This is a genomic window from Patulibacter brassicae (genome assembly GCF_033949425.1).
GTDB lineage: Bacteria > Actinomycetota > Thermoleophilia > Solirubrobacterales > Solirubrobacteraceae > Patulibacter > Patulibacter brassicae.
Window position 1 is genome coordinate 1 of record NZ_JAXAVX010000022.1, and the last position, 15,381, is coordinate 15,381.

General features: G+C 77.2%; 12 protein-coding genes. 7 read left to right on the forward strand and 5 right to left on the reverse strand.

Translation table 11 applies throughout. From position 1 onward, the window contains the following. From SK069_RS19690 to SK069_RS19700, 3 genes are all read right to left on the reverse strand, one after another. The coding region (locus SK069_RS19690) for a serine hydrolase domain-containing protein (RefSeq protein ID WP_319955977.1) at positions 1-1,692 on the reverse strand (1,692 nt) is incomplete at its 3' end. Between the two features lie 264 nt (positions 1,693-1,956). After that, complete coding sequence (locus tag SK069_RS19695) at positions 1,957-3,843, reverse strand: hypothetical protein (RefSeq protein ID WP_319955978.1); 1,887 nt, start codon at positions 3,841-3,843, stop codon at positions 1,957-1,959. Between the two features lie 222 nt (positions 3,844-4,065). After that, on the reverse strand, positions 4,066-5,352 hold the full coding sequence (locus tag SK069_RS19700; protein ID WP_319955979.1) for a helix-turn-helix domain-containing protein: 1,287 nt from the start codon (positions 5,350-5,352) through the stop codon (positions 4,066-4,068). A gap of 157 nt (positions 5,353-5,509) precedes the next feature. On the opposite strand from SK069_RS19700, the gene SK069_RS19705 reads away from it, so the two are divergent. The 6 genes from SK069_RS19705 (at position 5,510) to SK069_RS19730 (ending at position 12,810) form a co-directional block, all read left to right on the forward strand. Then, positions 5,510-6,640 carry a saccharopine dehydrogenase family protein gene (locus tag SK069_RS19705; protein WP_319955980.1) on the forward strand — a complete coding sequence of 377 codons (1,131 nt, stop codon included), beginning with the start codon at positions 5,510-5,512 and terminating at the stop codon, positions 6,638-6,640. Further along, a complete protein-coding gene (locus SK069_RS19710; RefSeq protein ID WP_319955981.1) occupies positions 6,637-8,019 on the forward strand; it encodes a flavin-containing monooxygenase in 1,383 nt (460 codons plus the stop codon). Before SK069_RS19705 ends, SK069_RS19710 begins: the two co-directional genes overlap by 4 nt. Continuing rightward, positions 8,019-8,834: an SDR family oxidoreductase gene (locus tag SK069_RS19715; RefSeq protein WP_319955982.1), complete on the forward strand. Its 816-nt coding sequence runs from the start codon at positions 8,019-8,021 to the stop codon at positions 8,832-8,834. Before SK069_RS19710 ends, SK069_RS19715 begins: the two co-directional genes overlap by 1 nt. After that, entirely contained in the window at positions 8,831-9,808 is a 978-nt protein-coding gene (locus SK069_RS19720; protein WP_319955983.1) for an NAD-dependent epimerase/dehydratase family protein, read from the forward strand. The genes SK069_RS19715 and SK069_RS19720 overlap by 4 nt, the downstream gene beginning before the upstream one ends. Before the next feature lie 156 nt (positions 9,809-9,964). Next, entirely contained in the window at positions 9,965-11,365 is a 1,401-nt protein-coding gene (locus tag SK069_RS19725) for an aspartate aminotransferase family protein (protein ID WP_319955984.1), read from the forward strand. Between the two features lie 8 nt (positions 11,366-11,373). Continuing rightward, positions 11,374-12,810, forward strand: a complete 1,437-nt coding sequence (locus SK069_RS19730; RefSeq protein ID WP_319955985.1) for an NAD(P)/FAD-dependent oxidoreductase — start codon at positions 11,374-11,376, stop codon at positions 12,808-12,810. Between the two features lie 60 nt (positions 12,811-12,870). Here SK069_RS19730 and SK069_RS19735 read toward each other — a convergent pair whose 3' ends face one another. Then, positions 12,871-13,869 (reverse strand): D-alanyl-D-alanine carboxypeptidase family protein, encoded by a 999-nt coding sequence (locus tag SK069_RS19735; RefSeq protein ID WP_319955986.1) that lies wholly within the window; start codon positions 13,867-13,869, stop codon positions 12,871-12,873. Positions 13,870-13,938: 69 nt separating this feature from the next. Continuing rightward, positions 13,939-14,622, reverse strand: coding sequence for a TVP38/TMEM64 family protein (locus tag SK069_RS19740; RefSeq protein WP_319955987.1), 684 nt, complete (start codon positions 14,620-14,622; stop codon positions 13,939-13,941). A 105-nt stretch (positions 14,623-14,727) separates the two neighbouring features. Here SK069_RS19740 and SK069_RS19745 point away from each other — a divergent pair, with 105 nt between their 5' ends. After that, a complete protein-coding gene (locus tag SK069_RS19745) occupies positions 14,728-15,162 on the forward strand; it encodes an acyl-CoA thioesterase (protein WP_319955988.1) in 435 nt (144 codons plus the stop codon). Positions 15,163-15,381: the final 219 nt, after the last annotated feature.

Genomic DNA, 15,381 nt, shown 5'->3' on the forward strand with positions numbered 1-15,381 from the left:
GCGTCGGCGCTCCGCCGCGGCCCGCTTGCGCGCCGCGACCCGGCGTCGCTGCGCCGCCCGCTCCCGCCGCGCCGCGCGCCGCCGCTCGGCGCGCCGGTCGCGCGGCACGGGCGCGACGTCGACCACCCGCGTGGTCGTCGCGCCCTCGATCCCGTCCTCCCCGGTCGCGCGGACCACGAGCGTCGCGCCGCGCGCGCCGATCGCGGCGTCGAGCGGCCCGCTGCCGAGCGTCACCGTGCCCTGCTCGCCCCGGCCGAGCCGGAAGCGCGCGCTGGAGAGCGTCGTCGCGTCACCGGTGCCGGTGATCCGCACCACGCCGGAGCAGGCCAGCTGCGCGACCGCCGGACAGGCGACCGGGACGGCGACGTTCCCGTCGCGGCCGGCGCGCAGCGTCCGGGTCGGCACCTGCGGCGCCCGGGCACGCGTCGGTCCGGGGTTCGGCCTGGCGTGCCGCGCGACCTGCGTGACGGCGAGCAGGTCCTCGACGTTCAGGATCCCGGGGCTCGTCGCCGTCGGCACCACCCCGGTGAAGAGCTCCGTCGTGGCCGACCCGTCGTGCTGCTTCTCCGGGCCGCGCGTCGGCACCGGCCGCGGCAGGCGGATCGAGCGGGTGACGCCCTCGCGCAGCGCGTCGGTGACCCCCGCGGTCATCGGCCCGAACCGCACGACGACGAGCTGCTCGCTCGGCACGACCCACACGATCTGGTCGCCGAGCCCCGACATGTAGAAGCCGTCCGGCGGCGCCCACGGCGGCGCGCAGCCCGGGGCGTCGACCCAGCTGAGGTACGAGTAGCAGGGGTTCGTCGACGAGCTGCGGGCGACGCCCGCCATCCAGTCGGCGTCGAGCAGCCGGCGGCCGTTCCACACGCCGTGCTGGAGCCACAGCTGACCGAGCCGCCCCCAGAAGCGCGCCGGCATCTCGATGCCGAAGTAGCCGTTCGTGTTCCCGGCGATGTCGCGGCTCCAGCGCAGCTCGCGCGCCGGGATGTCGAGCGGTGCGAGCAGCTCGCGCCGCAGGAAGTCCTGGAAGTCCGTCCCGGCGGCGCGGCCGACGACCTTCGCCAGCAGCGCGACGGTCACCTGGCCGTAGGTGAAGTGCGTCCCCGGCTCGTGGTCGAACGGCAGGGTCAGCGCGTTGGCGACGTGGTCGTCGACGATGAAGTTGAAGTCGCGGATGAGGTGCTGGTGCAGTCCGCTGTTCTGCTCCAGCAGCTGCTGGACGGTGATCGCCCCGTGCGCGCGGTCGGCCTCGGGCACGAGCGAGCCGACGGTGTCGCCGGGCGAGAGGAGGCCGAGCTCCATCGCCCGCCCCGCCGCGGTCGCGACGATCGACTTCGCGGCCGACCAGCTCTGGTAGCTCGCCATCGAGGTGCCGCCGGAGTACGCCTCGGCGACCTTGCAGCCGTAGCGGTAGACGACGACCGAGCCTCCGACGGAGTCCGCCGCCTGCCGGACGGCGTGCGTCAGGCGCGCGGCGTCGAAGCCCGCCGCGGCGGCGGATCCGCGCGGCAGGTCGTCGTAGCCGCCGGGCGTGGCGCAGCGCATTCCGGGTGCGGTCTCCGCGGCGCCGGCCGGCGCGGCCGCCACGCTCCCGAGGAGCGCCGCGGCCAGCGCGAGCATCGCCGCGCGTCGCCGCGTCGCCCCGGTGGTCACGCGGTCCTCGCCGCGTCGCTCGTTGCGCCGTGCACCCATCCTCGCCCTCCCGGTCGGCCGGTCCCCGGCGCTCCCCACGCCAGGTGACAGAGGTGAAACCTACCATCGGTCGGGTTCTCGCGAACAGGGCCGTTCGCCGCCGTGGCGCGTCCGCGCTCGGCGCGCCGTGCGCGGCCACCGCGGCTCGGGCTTCCACCGGCTCGGTGGCGGACCCCGCGCCGGGTCGTCCTCCCCAGGTCGACCCGGCGCGGGGGAGCCCGCTGGACCGGAAGGCGGATCGGGGCGCGGCCGCGCCCCTCGGGGTCAGTCGCCGGAGAGCGCCGGCTCGCGATCCGGCGCGAGCCGGCGCGCGACGATGCCGCGATCGAGCGGCAGGGTCGGGGTCCGGCGCGCCGCCCGGCCGAGGCGTCCGCACGCCAGCGCCAGGCCGACCATGAGCGCCCCGACGAGGCTCAGGACGAGCAGGATCGCCGGCGTCCAGACCCAGGTCGGGACGTCCGGCTTGCGCTCGATCTGCAGCAGGGTCTGGTCGCTCACCATCGTGCGGGCGACCTGCGGCCGGGCCGGGAACCCGGCGAAGTCGATCGCGGGGTCGCGTGGCATCCGGACGGGAGCGGCGAGCATGAGCCGGCCCTCGTGGACCCGGACGAACGACTTCCACGTGCCGCCGACGGGCACCGGCTCCGTCGTGCGCCAGCCCCCGTCGGGGGTGCGCACGAGGTGGTCGAGGTACCGCCCCTTGCCCTGCCAGGCCAGCGCGCTCACCCACTCGGCGTGCTCGCCGAGCCCGGGGCGGCTGAAGCGGACGGTCAGGTCGGCCACCGGCCCGCGCTGCCGCCCGTCCGCGCCGAGGTCGTCGACGGTCCGGACGTTCGTCAGCGTCATCGTCGCCGTGACGCCCTTCGGCGACTCGGTGACCAGGGCGTTGCCCCCGAGCAGCACGGCGACGCCCGCGGCGGCCCAGGCCACCGCCCGTCCGCGGGGGACCTCCGGGAAGGTGCCCTGCAGCGCCTGGGCCATGAGCGCGCCGAGGGTGCCGCCGGCCAGGCCGGCGAGCAGCGCGACCGGGATCCCCTCGGGCAGCAGCGCCGACGGCCAGGGGATCGGCATCGCCGCGTGGCTCCAGCCGTACTCCGCGGCGAACCCGACGGTGCCGATCAGGGCGCCGGACGCGAGGCCGAACCGCAGGGGCGAGCGCCAGTCGCCGCGCAGCGCCAGGAGCTCGACGAGGGCGACCTCGGCGACGAAGATCGGCATCGCCGGGCCGGTGACCTCCAGCGGCCCGCCGATCATGAGCGTCATGAACAGCTGGACCGGGATCCAGGTGAGCAGGGCGCCCAGCGCCGCGCCGCGACCGCCGAGGACCCGGGCCAGCACGAGCGCCTGCGCGGCGCCGAACGCGAGCAGCAGCGGGTGCCAGACGAGCCGGTACTGCGGCACGCCCCAGTGGAACTCGTGCAGCACCGCGGCCCAGAGGAAGAGGAACACGCCGCCCAGCAGCGCCGGCAGCGGGCGCGTGAGCGCGGTGCGTCCGCCGCGGAAGGGCTCGCGTCCGGCGGTCCGCGCGCCCTCGACGAGCAGGAGGACCGCGCCGACGCCGCCGGTGATCGTCCCGGCGATGATCATCACGTGGGTCGGGCCCCAGAGCGTCACGTCCTGCCCGAACAGCCGGTGCCAGAGGTCGTCGAGCGGGAACGCGGCGAAGCCGAACGTCCCGCCGGCGAGCAGCACGAGCGCGCTGACCGGCAGCGGCCAGAGGCCGCGGATCCGCACCGCGACGGTGCTGGAGCGACGCCGGGCGTCCGGGGCCATGCCGATCGCGAGCAGGCCCATCTGGAAGGTCCCGAAGAGCCCGACGAGCAGCGGGTAGTGCGCCGCGGTGCCGAGCGGGCCCTCGTCGCGTCCGACGTCGATGTGCAGGCCGATGTCCCAGGTGGCGCCGAGGATCGTGATCAGCGCGCAGGCGATCGCGCCGCTCCCGGGCACCGCGGCCCAGCCGGGGATGCCGAGCAGCCGCTCGCTGCCGGCCGACAGGGCGCGCAGCGGCGCGGCGCCGCCGCGCCGGTACGTGGCGATGAGCCAGAGGGTCAGGAGGGTGACGCCGCCGGTCGCGACCGCGACGATCGCGATCTGGTCGAGCGGCGCACCGCCGCCGGCGGTGCCGTCGGCCTGGGCGAGGAGTGGCTGCATGGGGGTCGTCCTGCCTGCTCGGAACGCTGCTTACGGAACCGTAGGTACGGAACCGTAGGAACGGTAGCGCACGCGCGCGGGCCGCGGACGTTCGTGGCGCGCCGGCGCGCCCCGGAGGGCGCCCGACGTGGTCGTGTGAGCGCGCGGGCCGCTGAGACCGCGATCGCCCCGAGCATCCGCCGGGCGACGATGTCGGGGTGCGCGACGGCCGGGGGATCGCCGTCAGTCCGGCGCCGTCGGGCGCAGCACCGCGCCGCCCAGCGCGTGCGCGACGAGGAGCGCCGCCTGCAGCTCGGTCGGGCGGCCGTCGGGCGGCAGGAGCTCCTCGCACCGGCGCACGCGGTTGCCCACGGTGTTCGCGTGGACCCCGAGCCGGCGTGCCGTCGCGGTCCGTCCGCGGTCCTCCTCGAGGAACGCCAGCAGGGTGGCCCGCAGCCGGGCGTGCTCGTCGTCGTCGGCGGCCAGCGCTCCGAGCCGACGGCGCACGAACCGCCGCGCGCGCCGCAGGTCCCCGGCGAGCAGCGCCGCGAGCTCGACGCCCTCGTAGCGCCCGACGCTGCCGACGCGGCGGCCGCGCAGCATCATCACCCGCGCCGTGGCGCGTGCGTCCTCGTGGGTGTCGCGGAACCCGTCGAGGCCGGTCTCCGGGGCGCCGAGCGCGAGCGACAGGCCGTCCTGGCGCGCCGGCGCCGCGGCCTCGATCGCCGCCGCCGAGCGCTCCGCCGGCAGGCCGATCCAGCCCCAGGCCACGCCCGCGGCGGCGGCGACGACGAGCGGCCGCCCGGCCCCGAGGGCGCTCGCGAGCTCGGCGAGCGCCGCCTCGAGCTGCGGCTGCCCGCCGAGCGGGTCCTCGGGCGGTCCGGCGAGCGCCGTCCCCCGCCACGCGACGACGCCCAGGTGGCGCTGGCGCAGGTCGTAGCCGCAGGCGCGGCTGAGCGCGTCGACGTCGGACGCGCCGCCCGCGAGCGCCGCCTGGACCGCCTCCCGGCGCTGGACCGCGGGCGTGCACGCCAGCCGCGCGCGCTCCTCCTCGTGGAGCTCGGCGAGCCGCGTGCCGAGCGCGTCGAACCACGCGAACGTCAGGCGCTGCGCGTGGCGCGAGGCGGCGAGCTGGACGCCCGGCGCGAGGCGCGCGCTCCCGAGCTCCGCGTCCCAGGCGTCGAGGAACGCGCCGTGGGCGTGGTGGCACATCCGCTGGAGGGGCCGCAGCGGCACGCCGGTCCGCGCGAGCACCCCGACGGAGTAGCGCAGCTCGGGCGGCGGCTCGACGCGCCCGGCGGGCTCGCCGCGGCGCCAGCTCGCCAGCAGGGCCCGCAGCGTCGCGGTGCACGCCCGGCTCGTCTCCTCGAGGCTCGCCGGGTCGCCCGGGGCGTCGGGCACCTCGGCGTGCAGCACCGCGGCGACCGAGGCGCCGAGCCGCTCCGCGTCGCGGTCGAGGGCCAGCGCGGCGTCACGGACCGCCCGCTCCACCGCGGGGCTGTCGGACGGCGTCGCGTCGGCCGTGGCCACCGGCGGAGCCTATCCGCGCCCCGGCGCGGTCCCCGCGCCGGCCGGCTCGTCGCGCCGTCCGGCGCCGTCCTGCGCCGCCGCGACCGCACAACCGGTCCCGGAGCGACTGTGGTCGCGCGACAGCCGTCCGCCCCGCCCGCGCTGCCACAGTCGCCGCATGACCCGTGAGGAGCGCCGCACCGGCCCCGTCGTCGTCTACGGCGCCACCGGCTACACCGGCCGGCTCGTCGCCGAGGAGCTCCTGGCCCGCGGCGAGCGCGTCGTCCTCTCCGGGCGCAGCGCCGAGCGGCTCGACGCCCTCGCCGAGCGGCTCGGCGAGGGCGTCGAGGACGTCGTCCCCGCCGCCCTCGACGACGCGGCCGCCCTGCGCGACGCGGCCGGGCGCGGGCCGGTGCTCGCGAACTGCGCCGGGCCGTTCGCCCGCACGGGGGACGCGGTGCTCGCGGCCGCCACCGCCGCCGGCGCCCACTACCTCGACACGACCGGCGAGCAGCACTGGATGCGCCGCGTCTTCGACCACCACGACGGCGCCCTGCGCGCCGCCGGGGTCGCCGCGATCCCCGGCATGGGCTTCGACTACGTCCCGGGCGACCTGCTCTGCCATCTCGTCGGGCGCGAGCTGCAGCCGCTGCGCCGGGTGACGGTCGCCTACGACACGCAGGACTTCGGCATGACGCGCGGCACGATGCGCTCCGCGCTGGAGATGATGGACGGACGCGACGTCGTCTACGAGGGCGGCCGGTGGCGCACCGGCGGCGCGCGCCCGGTCCGCGAGCACGCCCGCTTCCCCGCGCCGCTCGGCCGCCGGCTCGTGGCGCGCTACCCGGCCGGCGAGATCCTGACCGTCCCGCGGCACCTGCAGGTGCGCGAGGTCGTCGCGCGCCTCACCGCGGTCTCGATCGCGCCGCGCGTCGTGGCTCCGGTGCTGCCGGCCGCCACGCCGGTGCTGAGCCGGCTGCTGCGCGGGCGGCTGAAGGGCGCGCTGGACGCCGCGATCGGCCGCCTGCCCGAGGGGCCGCCGGAGGGCGAGCGCCGGGCCGTGCGGTGGACGATCGTGGCGATCGCCGAAGGCGAGGGCGGGCAGCGCGCCGCCGGCGTCGTGACGGGACCCGACATCTACGGGCTCACGGCCCACACGATCGCCGAGGGCGCCCAGCGCCTCGCCGCCCCGACGTTCACGGGCGTCGGAGCGCTGGGCCCCGCCGGGGCGTTCGACGCCGCGGAGCTGCTGGACGCGCTCGCGCCCTTCGGGGTGCAGTGGCGTCGCGACGACGCGCTGGCGGCGTGAGCGCGGACGTCTGCATCGTCGGCGCCGGCTCCTCCGGGATCGCCGCGGGCCAGGTCCTGACGCGCAGGGGGATCGCCTTCGACTGCTTCGAGCTCGGCTCGCAGGTCGGCGGCAACTGGCGCTACCGCAACGACAACGGGATCTCCGCCGCGTACCGCTCGCTGCACATCAACACGTCGCGGCGGCTCATGGAGTTCGCGGCGCGCCCGATGCCCGACGACCTGCCGGACTTCCCGTCGCACGCGCAGATCGCGGCGTACTTCGACGAGGTCGTCGACCACTTCGGGTTCCGCGACCGGATCCGCTTCCGCACCGAGGTGCTGCGCGTGGAACCCGACGGGGACCGCTGGGCGGTGACCGTCCGCGCACGCGACGGCGGCCCGGAGCGGACCACGAGCTACGGCGCGGTGCTCGTCGCCAACGGCCACCACTGGGACCCGCGCTGGCCGGAGCCGGAGCACCCCGGGGTCGACGCGTTCACCGGCGAGCAGCTCCACGCCCACGCCTACGACACCCCGGACGTCCTCGCCGATCGGCGGGTGCTCGTCGTCGGGATCGGCAACTCGGCGGCCGACATCGCCGTCGAGGCCTCGCGCATCGCCGACGCGACGCTGCTCTCGATGCGCCGCAGCGCGCACGTGATCCCGAAGTACGTCCTCGGCCGGCCGATGGACGAGATCCAGGCGCTCGTCACCGCCCGCGTGCCGGTCCCGGTGGCGTTGCAGCGGCTCGGCGCCACCGCGATCCTCCGCGTCGTCCAGGGCCGGATGAGCGACTACGGCCTGGCGACGCCGGATCACCGGCTGCTGGAGGCGCACCCGACGATCTCCTCCGAGCTGCTCGGCCGGATCGGGCACGGCGACATCGCGGTCCGCCCGGGGATCGAGCGGTTCACCGGCGGGCGGGCCGTGCGGTTCGTCGACGGCACGCAGGACGAGGTCGACCTCGTCGTGTGGTGCACGGGCTACCGGATCCGCTTCCCGTTCCTCGACCGCTCGGTGATCGATCCGGCCGACAACCACGTGCCGCTCTACCACCGGGTCGTGCCGCCCGACCGGCCCGGGCTGTTCTTCGTCGGCCTGCTCCAGCCGATCGGCGCGGTCATGCCGCTCGCCGAGGCGCAGGCCGAGTGGATCGCGGACCTGCTCCAGGGCCGCGCCCGGCTCCCGTCGCGGGACGCGATGCGACGGACGATCGCCGACGAGGAGGCACGGATGGCCCGGCGGTACCTCGCCTCGAAGCGCCACACGATCCAGGTCGACCACTACGCCTACCTGCGGCTGCTCGCCCGCGAGCGGGCCGGGAAGCCGGGCGGCGCCACCCGCCTCCTGGCCCCGCTGCGGCGGGTCGGCGGCGCGCTCCTCGGAGGACGGTCCTGATGGCGGGGCCGCGCGCCGGCACGGCGGTCGTCACCGGGGGCGGCAACGGCCTGGGCGCCGCGATCGCGCGGCGGCTCGCCGAGCGCGGGCTCGCCGTCGTCGTGGCCGACGTCGACGAGGCGGCGGCCACGCGCACCGCCGCGCGGATCGGCGGCCGGGCCGTCCGCCTGGACGTCGCCGACGCCGCGGCCTGCCGGGCGCTCGTCGCGGAGCTCGACGACCTCGTCGCGTGGGTGAACAACGCGGGGATCCTCCACACGGGTCCCGCGTGGGCGACCGGCGACGAGCAGCGCCGGCGGCTCGTGGACGTGAACGTCCACGGCGTCATGAACGGCACGCTCGCGGCGCTGCCGCAGCTGCGCGCCCGCGGCGCCGGGCACGTCGTGAACGTCGTCTCGCTCGCCGGCCTGCACCCGGCGCCGGGCGAGACGGTCTACGGGGCGACGAAGCACGCCGCGCTCGGCTTCTCCGTCGCGACGCACCTGGACCTCCTCGCGCGCGGCGAGCGCGGGGTCCACGTCTCGGCGCTCTGCCCCGACGGGATCTGGACGCCGATGCTCTTCGAGCGCACCGCCGACCCCGACGCGTGGCCCTCGTGGTCGGGGGTCATGCTCGATCCCGACCGCGTGGCCGCGGCGGCGGTCGACCTGCTCGATCGGCCGCGGCCGCTGCGCGCGGTCCCGCGCTGGCGGGGCGCGATGCTCCGCGCGGCGGCCACGACGCCCCGGCTCGTCGGCCGCGTGCTGCCGACGATGATCCGCGTCGCGCGGTCCCGGCAGCGCACCTGGGGCCGCCGGCACGGGGGTCGGTCGTGAGCGATCGCGAGCGCGTCCTCGTCACGGGCGCGGCCGGCTTCATCGGCGCGGCGCTCACCGGCGCGCTGCGCGGACGCGGGCACGAGGTCGTCGGCGTCGACCGGGTCGCGGACCCCGGCCGGGGGATCGTCGCGGGCGACGTCACGGCGCCGGAGGCGTGGGAGGACGCGCTGCGCGGCTGCGACGTCGTCGTCCACGCGGCGGCGGTCGTCTCCAACGCGGTCGGGCTCGAGGACCAGTGGCGGGTGAACGTCCTGGGCACCAGCCGCGTCGCGGCAGCGGCCGCGCGCGCCGGCGTGCGGCGGATCGTCCAGCTCTCGTCGATCCGCGCGTTCTCCGACGTCGGCTTCCCGCCCGGGGTCACCGAGGAGCATCCCGTCCGGCCCGACGGCAACCCGTACGTCGACACGAAGATCGCCGGCGAGCAGGTGGTCCTCCAGGCGCACGCCGCGGGGGCGATCGAGGCGTGCGTCGTGCGGCCGGGCGACGTCTACGGCCCCGGCTCGCGGCCGTGGGTCCTCCTACCGCTGGAGGCGATCCGCGCCCGGCAGTTCCTCCTGCCCGCGATGGGTCGCGGCGCGCACAGCCCGGTCTACGTGGACGACCTCGTCGCCGGGCTCGTCCTCGCGATCACCCGGCCGGCGGCCGCGGGCCAGGTGGTGACGATCACCGGCCCGCGGACGGTGACCGCCGCGGAGTACTTCGGTCACCTGCACCGCCTCCTCGGGCGCCGCGGCCCGCTCGTGGCACCGACCGGCGCGGCGATCGCGCTCGCCCACGTGGCCGACGGGGTCAACCGGCTGCGGGGCCGGCGCAGCGAGGTCAACGCGGTCTCGATGCGCTACCTCGCCCGCCCCGGCGGCTACTCGATCGAGAAGGCCCGGCGGCTGCTGGGCTACGAGCCGCTCGTCGACCTCGACGAGGGCATGCGGCGCACCGGCGACTGGCTGCGCGCCGAGGGCCTCGTCGCCTGAGCGCGGCGCGCGGGTCGCGGGCCCGGCACCGGGAGCGCGCCGCATCGCGGGCGTGCGCCGGCGCCGGGGAGCGGACGATCCGTCGCGTCGCGCCCCGGGGCGGGCGACAGGTCTCGCGCTGGCGCCGCCCGCGGGGTGATGGCACGATCACCGGGCATGAGCCCCGCGCCGTCGGCCTCCACCGCGCTCCCGGCGACGCCGGGCGAGCTGCGGCGCAGCGCCCAGGATCACCTCTGGCTGCACTTCTCCGAGCGCGCGGAGTTCGAGCAGCGCCCGCTGCCGGTCATCGCCCGCGGCGAGGGCTGCTACCTGGAGGACGTCGACGGCAAGCGCTACCTCGACGCGCTCGCCGGGCTCTTCGCGGTCCAGATCGGCTACTCGCACGGCGAGGAGATCGGCGAGGCCGCGGCGGCGCAGCTGCGCGAGCTGCCGTACTACACGAACTGGAACGCGGCCCACCCGCGCGCGATCGAGCTCGCCGAGACCGTGGCCGGGCTCGCGCCGGACGGGATCGAGCACGTCTTCTTCACCTCCGGCGGCGCCGAGGCGGTCGAGTCGGCCTGGAAGATCGCCCGCGAGTACCACGCGCTGCGCGGCGAGCGCCGATGGAAGGCGATCGGTCGCGACGTCGCCTACCACGGCACCTCGCTCGGGGCGCTGTCGATCACGGGCCTGCCGGACCTCCGCACGCCGTTCGAGCCGCTCGTCCCGCAGGTCGGGCACGTGCGCAACACGAACCGGTTCCGCCGGCCGGCGGGCGAGACGGAGGAGCAGTTCACCGCGTTCCTGCTCGACGACCTCGAGCACCGGATCGAGAGCGAGGGCCCCGACACCGTCGCGATGGTGATCCTGGAGCCGGTCCAGAACGCCGGCGGCGCGTTCACCCCGCCCGCCGGGTACTTCGCGGGCGTGCGGGAGCTCTGCGACCGCTACGGGATCCTCCTCTGCGCGGACGAGGTCATCACCGGCTTCGGGCGCCTCGGGGACTGGTTCGGCTCGTCGCGCTACGACATCCGCCCCGACCTCATCACGAGCGCGAAGGGGCTCTCGTCGGCGTACGCGTCGATCGGCGCGCTGCTCATCGGGCAGCGGGTGGCGGAGCCCTTCACCCGTCCGGGCGCGTCGTTCACGCACGGGATCACGTTCGGCGGCCATCCCGTCGCCGCCGCCATCGCGCTGAAGAACATCGAGATCCTCCGGCGCGAGCGGATCGTCGAGCACGTCGCCGAGCAGCAGGACGCCTTCCGCGCGACGCTCGCGCCGCTGCTGGACCTGCCGATCGTGGGCGACCTGCGCGGGACGGGCTTCTTCTACGCGCTGGAGCTCGTGAAGGACAGCGCGACGAACGCGACCTTCAGCGACGAGGAGTCCCACGCGCTGCTGCACGAGTTCCTCTCCGGTCGGCTGTTCGAGGCCGGGCTCATCTGCCGCGCGGACGACCGCGGCGAGCCGGTCGTGCAGATCTCGCCGCCGCTGATCGCCGAGCAGCAGCAGTTCGACGAGATCGCCGGCACGCTGCGGACGGTCCTCACCGAGGCCGCCGACCGCCTCGCCTGAGCCGCGTCGTGCCGGCCACCCGCCCCGTCTCCGGCTGGTTCGCGGCGGCCGGCGACGCCATGCCAGCGCCCCGCCCGCCGCTGGACGGCGACGCGACGGTCGACGTCTGCATCGTCGGCGGGGGCTACACCGGGCTCTGGACGGCGTACGAGCTGCGCCGCGCCGATCCGTCGCTCGACGTCCTCGTCGTCGAGCGCGAGGTGTGCGGCTTCGGGGCCTCCGGCCGCAACGGCGGCTGGGTCCAGGGCCACCTGGCGGGCGATCCGCGGACGTGGCGCCGGCGCGGCGGCCCGGCGGGCGCGGCCGCGCTGGAGCGGGCGATCGGCGCGACGGTCGACGAGGTCGGCGCGGTCGTGACGCGCGAGGGCATCGCCTGCGACTGGCACGCGGGCGGGACGCTGATGGTCGCGCAGACCGAGGCCGAGGAGCGGCGGCTGCGGACGCTCGTCGCCGGCGCCAACGCGCACCGCGACCTGCCGGAGGGCGAGGGCTGGCTCGATGCCGAGGGCCTCGCGGCGCGGGTGCGCGTGCGCGGCGGCCGGCGGGCGTGGTGGAGCCCGCTCTGCGCCCGCGTGCAGCCCGCCGCGCTCGCGCGTGGCCTCGCCGCGGCCGTCGAGCGCGCCGGGGCCCGGATCGTCGAGGGCACGACGGCGCTCGAGCTGCGCCCGGCGCCCCGCGGCCGTGCGACGGCGGGCGGGCGCGACGGCCACCCGGCGTCGGTCGTGACCGACCACGGGACGGTCCGCGCCCGCTGGGTCGTCCGGGCCACGGAGGGCTACACGGCCGGGCTGCCCGGCAGCCGGCGCGCGCTGGCGCCGATCGGCAGCACGATGATCCTCACCGAGCCGCTGGGGGCCGACCGCTGGGCGGCGATCGGCTGGGACGGCGCCGAGACGATCCTCGACGGCGGGCTGCTCTACCACTACCTGCAGCGCACCGCCGACGGGCGGATCGCGATCGGCGGGCGCGGCGTCCCGTACCGCTGGGGCTCCAGCAGCGCCCGCGAGGACGCCCCGCCGGCGGCGACGATCGCCGGCATCGAGGCGGGTCTCGGCCGCCTCTTCGGGGACGCGGTGGCGGGCGTCGGCACCGCGGCCGCCTGGCACGGCGTGCTCGGCGTCCCCCGCGACTGGAGCCCCGGCGTGAGCGCCGACCCGGCCACCGGCATCGCGTGGGCCGGCGGCTACGTCGGCGAGGGCGTGGCGGCGTCGAACCTCGCCGGCCGCACGCTCGCCGACCTGCTGCGCGGGGAGCGCACGGCGCTCACGGCGCTGCCCTGGGTCGTGCCGCCCGGCCGCCGGCCGCGTCGCTGGGAGCCCGAGCCGCTGCGCTGGCTCGGCATCCGCGGCGTCCACGCGTTCCTCGGCGCCGCCCAGGAGGTCGAGCGGCGTCGCGGTCGCCCGACGCGCCTGTCGGACCTCGCGCTGGCGCTCAGCGGTCACTGACCGCCGGGGCGGTCCGGCGCCGGCCGCGCGCGCCGCCGCGGTGCCGGGCGGCCGGCGGGCTCAGCCCGCGAGCGCGGCGAACCCGCGCCGCAGCAGCGCCTTCGCCTGGCGACCCGGGTCCGGGGAGTGCAGCAGCACGACCCCGAGGCGCCGGACCCGCCCGTCGGGCATCCGCCGCTCGGCCGCCGCGACGAGGCAGCGGCCCGCGGCGTCGGTGTACCCGGTCTTGATCCCGAGCGTCCCGGGGTAGCGCTCCTTCAGCAGCGGGTTGTGGTTGTAGAGCTCGACCTTCCCGCCCTTGATCGCCATCGACCGCACGGCGCTGCGGGCGGCGACGATCCGCGCCAGCCGCGGCTGGTCGAGGACCGCCCGGCCGAGCACCGCGAGGTCGCTCGCGCACGAGCGGTTCGCGGCCTGGCGCTGCCGCCGGACCTCCTCGAACCCGCTCGGCGAGCCGAACCGCGTGCAGCGCAGGCCCAGCGCGCGGGCCTGGGCGTTCATGGCGTCGACGAACCGCGGCACGGTCCCGGCGACGTGCTGGGCCAGGGCGATCGCCGCGTCGTTGCCCGACGAGAGCAGCAGCCCGTAGAGCATCGTCTCCAGCTGCACCCGCTTGCCGCGGGGCAGGACCCCGACGCCCGAGCCCTGGTAGGCGAGCGCCTCGCGGGTGATCCGCACGCGGTCGCGCGCCGGCGCGCTCGTGACCACGAGCAGCGCGGTCATCATCTTCGTGAGGCTCGCGATCGGCAGGTCGCGGTCCGGGGCCCTCGACCAGAGCACCTCGCCGCTGTCCAGGTCGTAGACCATCGCCGCGCGCGGCGGATCGCGGAACGGGTCGGCGAACCGGGCGGGGCCGCGACGCAGCGCGAGCGGGCGCACGAGCGGGGCGTCGCCGATCGGGCCGTTCCCGGCGTCCAGCGGCGGCGCGGTGGCCGGGGAGGGCGCCGTCGCGACGTGCGTGGGTGACGCCTCGGGGCCGCCGCCGGCCCGCGCGAGCACGATCAGGCCGATGAGGAACGCGACCGCCACCGTCGCCACGATCCCGCTCACCCACCGCACCCGGCGCAGCATGCCAGGGGCGGCGGACCGAGGTCGCAGGTCGCCGTGCGCGAACCGCCCCGCCGGCGCTCAGGTCTCCAGACGCCGCAGCAGGGGCCGGCTGGCGAGCAGCAGGGCGAGCATCGCGACGACCGCGGCCCAGAGCACCGGGTCGGTCGGCGAGAGCTCCTCGAGCCGGTGGCCGAGGACGACGACCGCGGTCTGCAGCGGCAGGTAGCCGACGACCGTCGTCCACGTGAACCGCCCGAGCGGCACCCGCAGCGCGCCGGCGACGTAGCCGGTCAGCGCGTGCGGGACGATCGGCACGAGCCGGGCGGCGAGCAGCGGGAACGCGCCCTGTCGGTCGAGCAGCCGCTCGAGCCGGTCGATCCGCGCCGCGCCGAAGACCGAGCGCAGCACCGGCCGGCCGAGGGTCCGGCCCAGCGCCCAGCAGCAGACGCCGGAGACGCCCCAGGCGACGACCATGAGCGCCAGCCCGACGGGGATCCCGTAGACGTAGCCGGCCACGACGAGGACGATCTCCGAGGGGTAGAAGACGACGGTGTGCACCTGCACGAGCAGGAAGAGCACGACCGCGCCCCACACCCCGAGCGCCCGCAGGTCCTCGCGCATCCGGTCGGTCTCGCCCGCGAGCGCCGCGCCCAGCGCCTCGCGCAGCGGCGCGACCGCCAGCAGCAGCGCCGCGAGCAGGCCGACGGTGAGCAGCGCCACGGCCGGGGCGACCCAGCGCGGGAGCGAGTCGCGGGCCGCCATCCCGCCGAGGGTAGGCGCCGGGTGGCGACCGGGCGTGTCGCTCCGGTGAACGCCGGGACGGGCGGCGCCGCGCCCTCGGCGCACCGCGAAGTACCGTTCGTGCGCATGCCCCTGGCCGACGGCGTCCACACCCTGCGGATCCCGCTGCGCTACGGCGACCTCGACACGCTCGGGCACGTCAACCAGTCCGTCTACCACCAGCTCATGGAGCTCGGCCGGGTCCGGCTGATCCAGGAGCTGCTGGCCGCGGCCGCCGACGGGGAGCCCGACGACGCGGGGCCCCGCGGCTGGGTCCTCGCGCGCGTCGAGCTCGACCACCGCCACGAGCTGCTCCTCGACGACGGGGACGCGATCGTCGAGCATCGCCTGGCGCGTCTCGGCGGCTCGAGCGTGACGCTCGACTGCCGGATCGTCACGCCCGCGGGGGTGCTCGTCGCGGAGGCCCGCACGGTGATGGTCGCGTGGGACGGCGACGCGCGCGGGTCGCGGGCGATCACCGAGCTCGAGCGCCGCGGGTTCGAGCTGCTCGCCACGACCTGAGGCACGGTCCCCGGCCCGGTGTTCGCCGGGCCCGCGCGTGCCGCGGCGCCGTCGGCTGAGGGGTCGCGCGCTCCGGGTAAGGGGTGCCCGCAGGCGACCCGCGACGGGTAAGGCATCGCGGTCCGCAGGTCGCGGCGAACGCCCGATGTGGCGGGGCGCTCGGCGGTCCAGCATGTGGTCGTGCCCGATCCGACCGTTGGGAGCACACGATGCACGGAC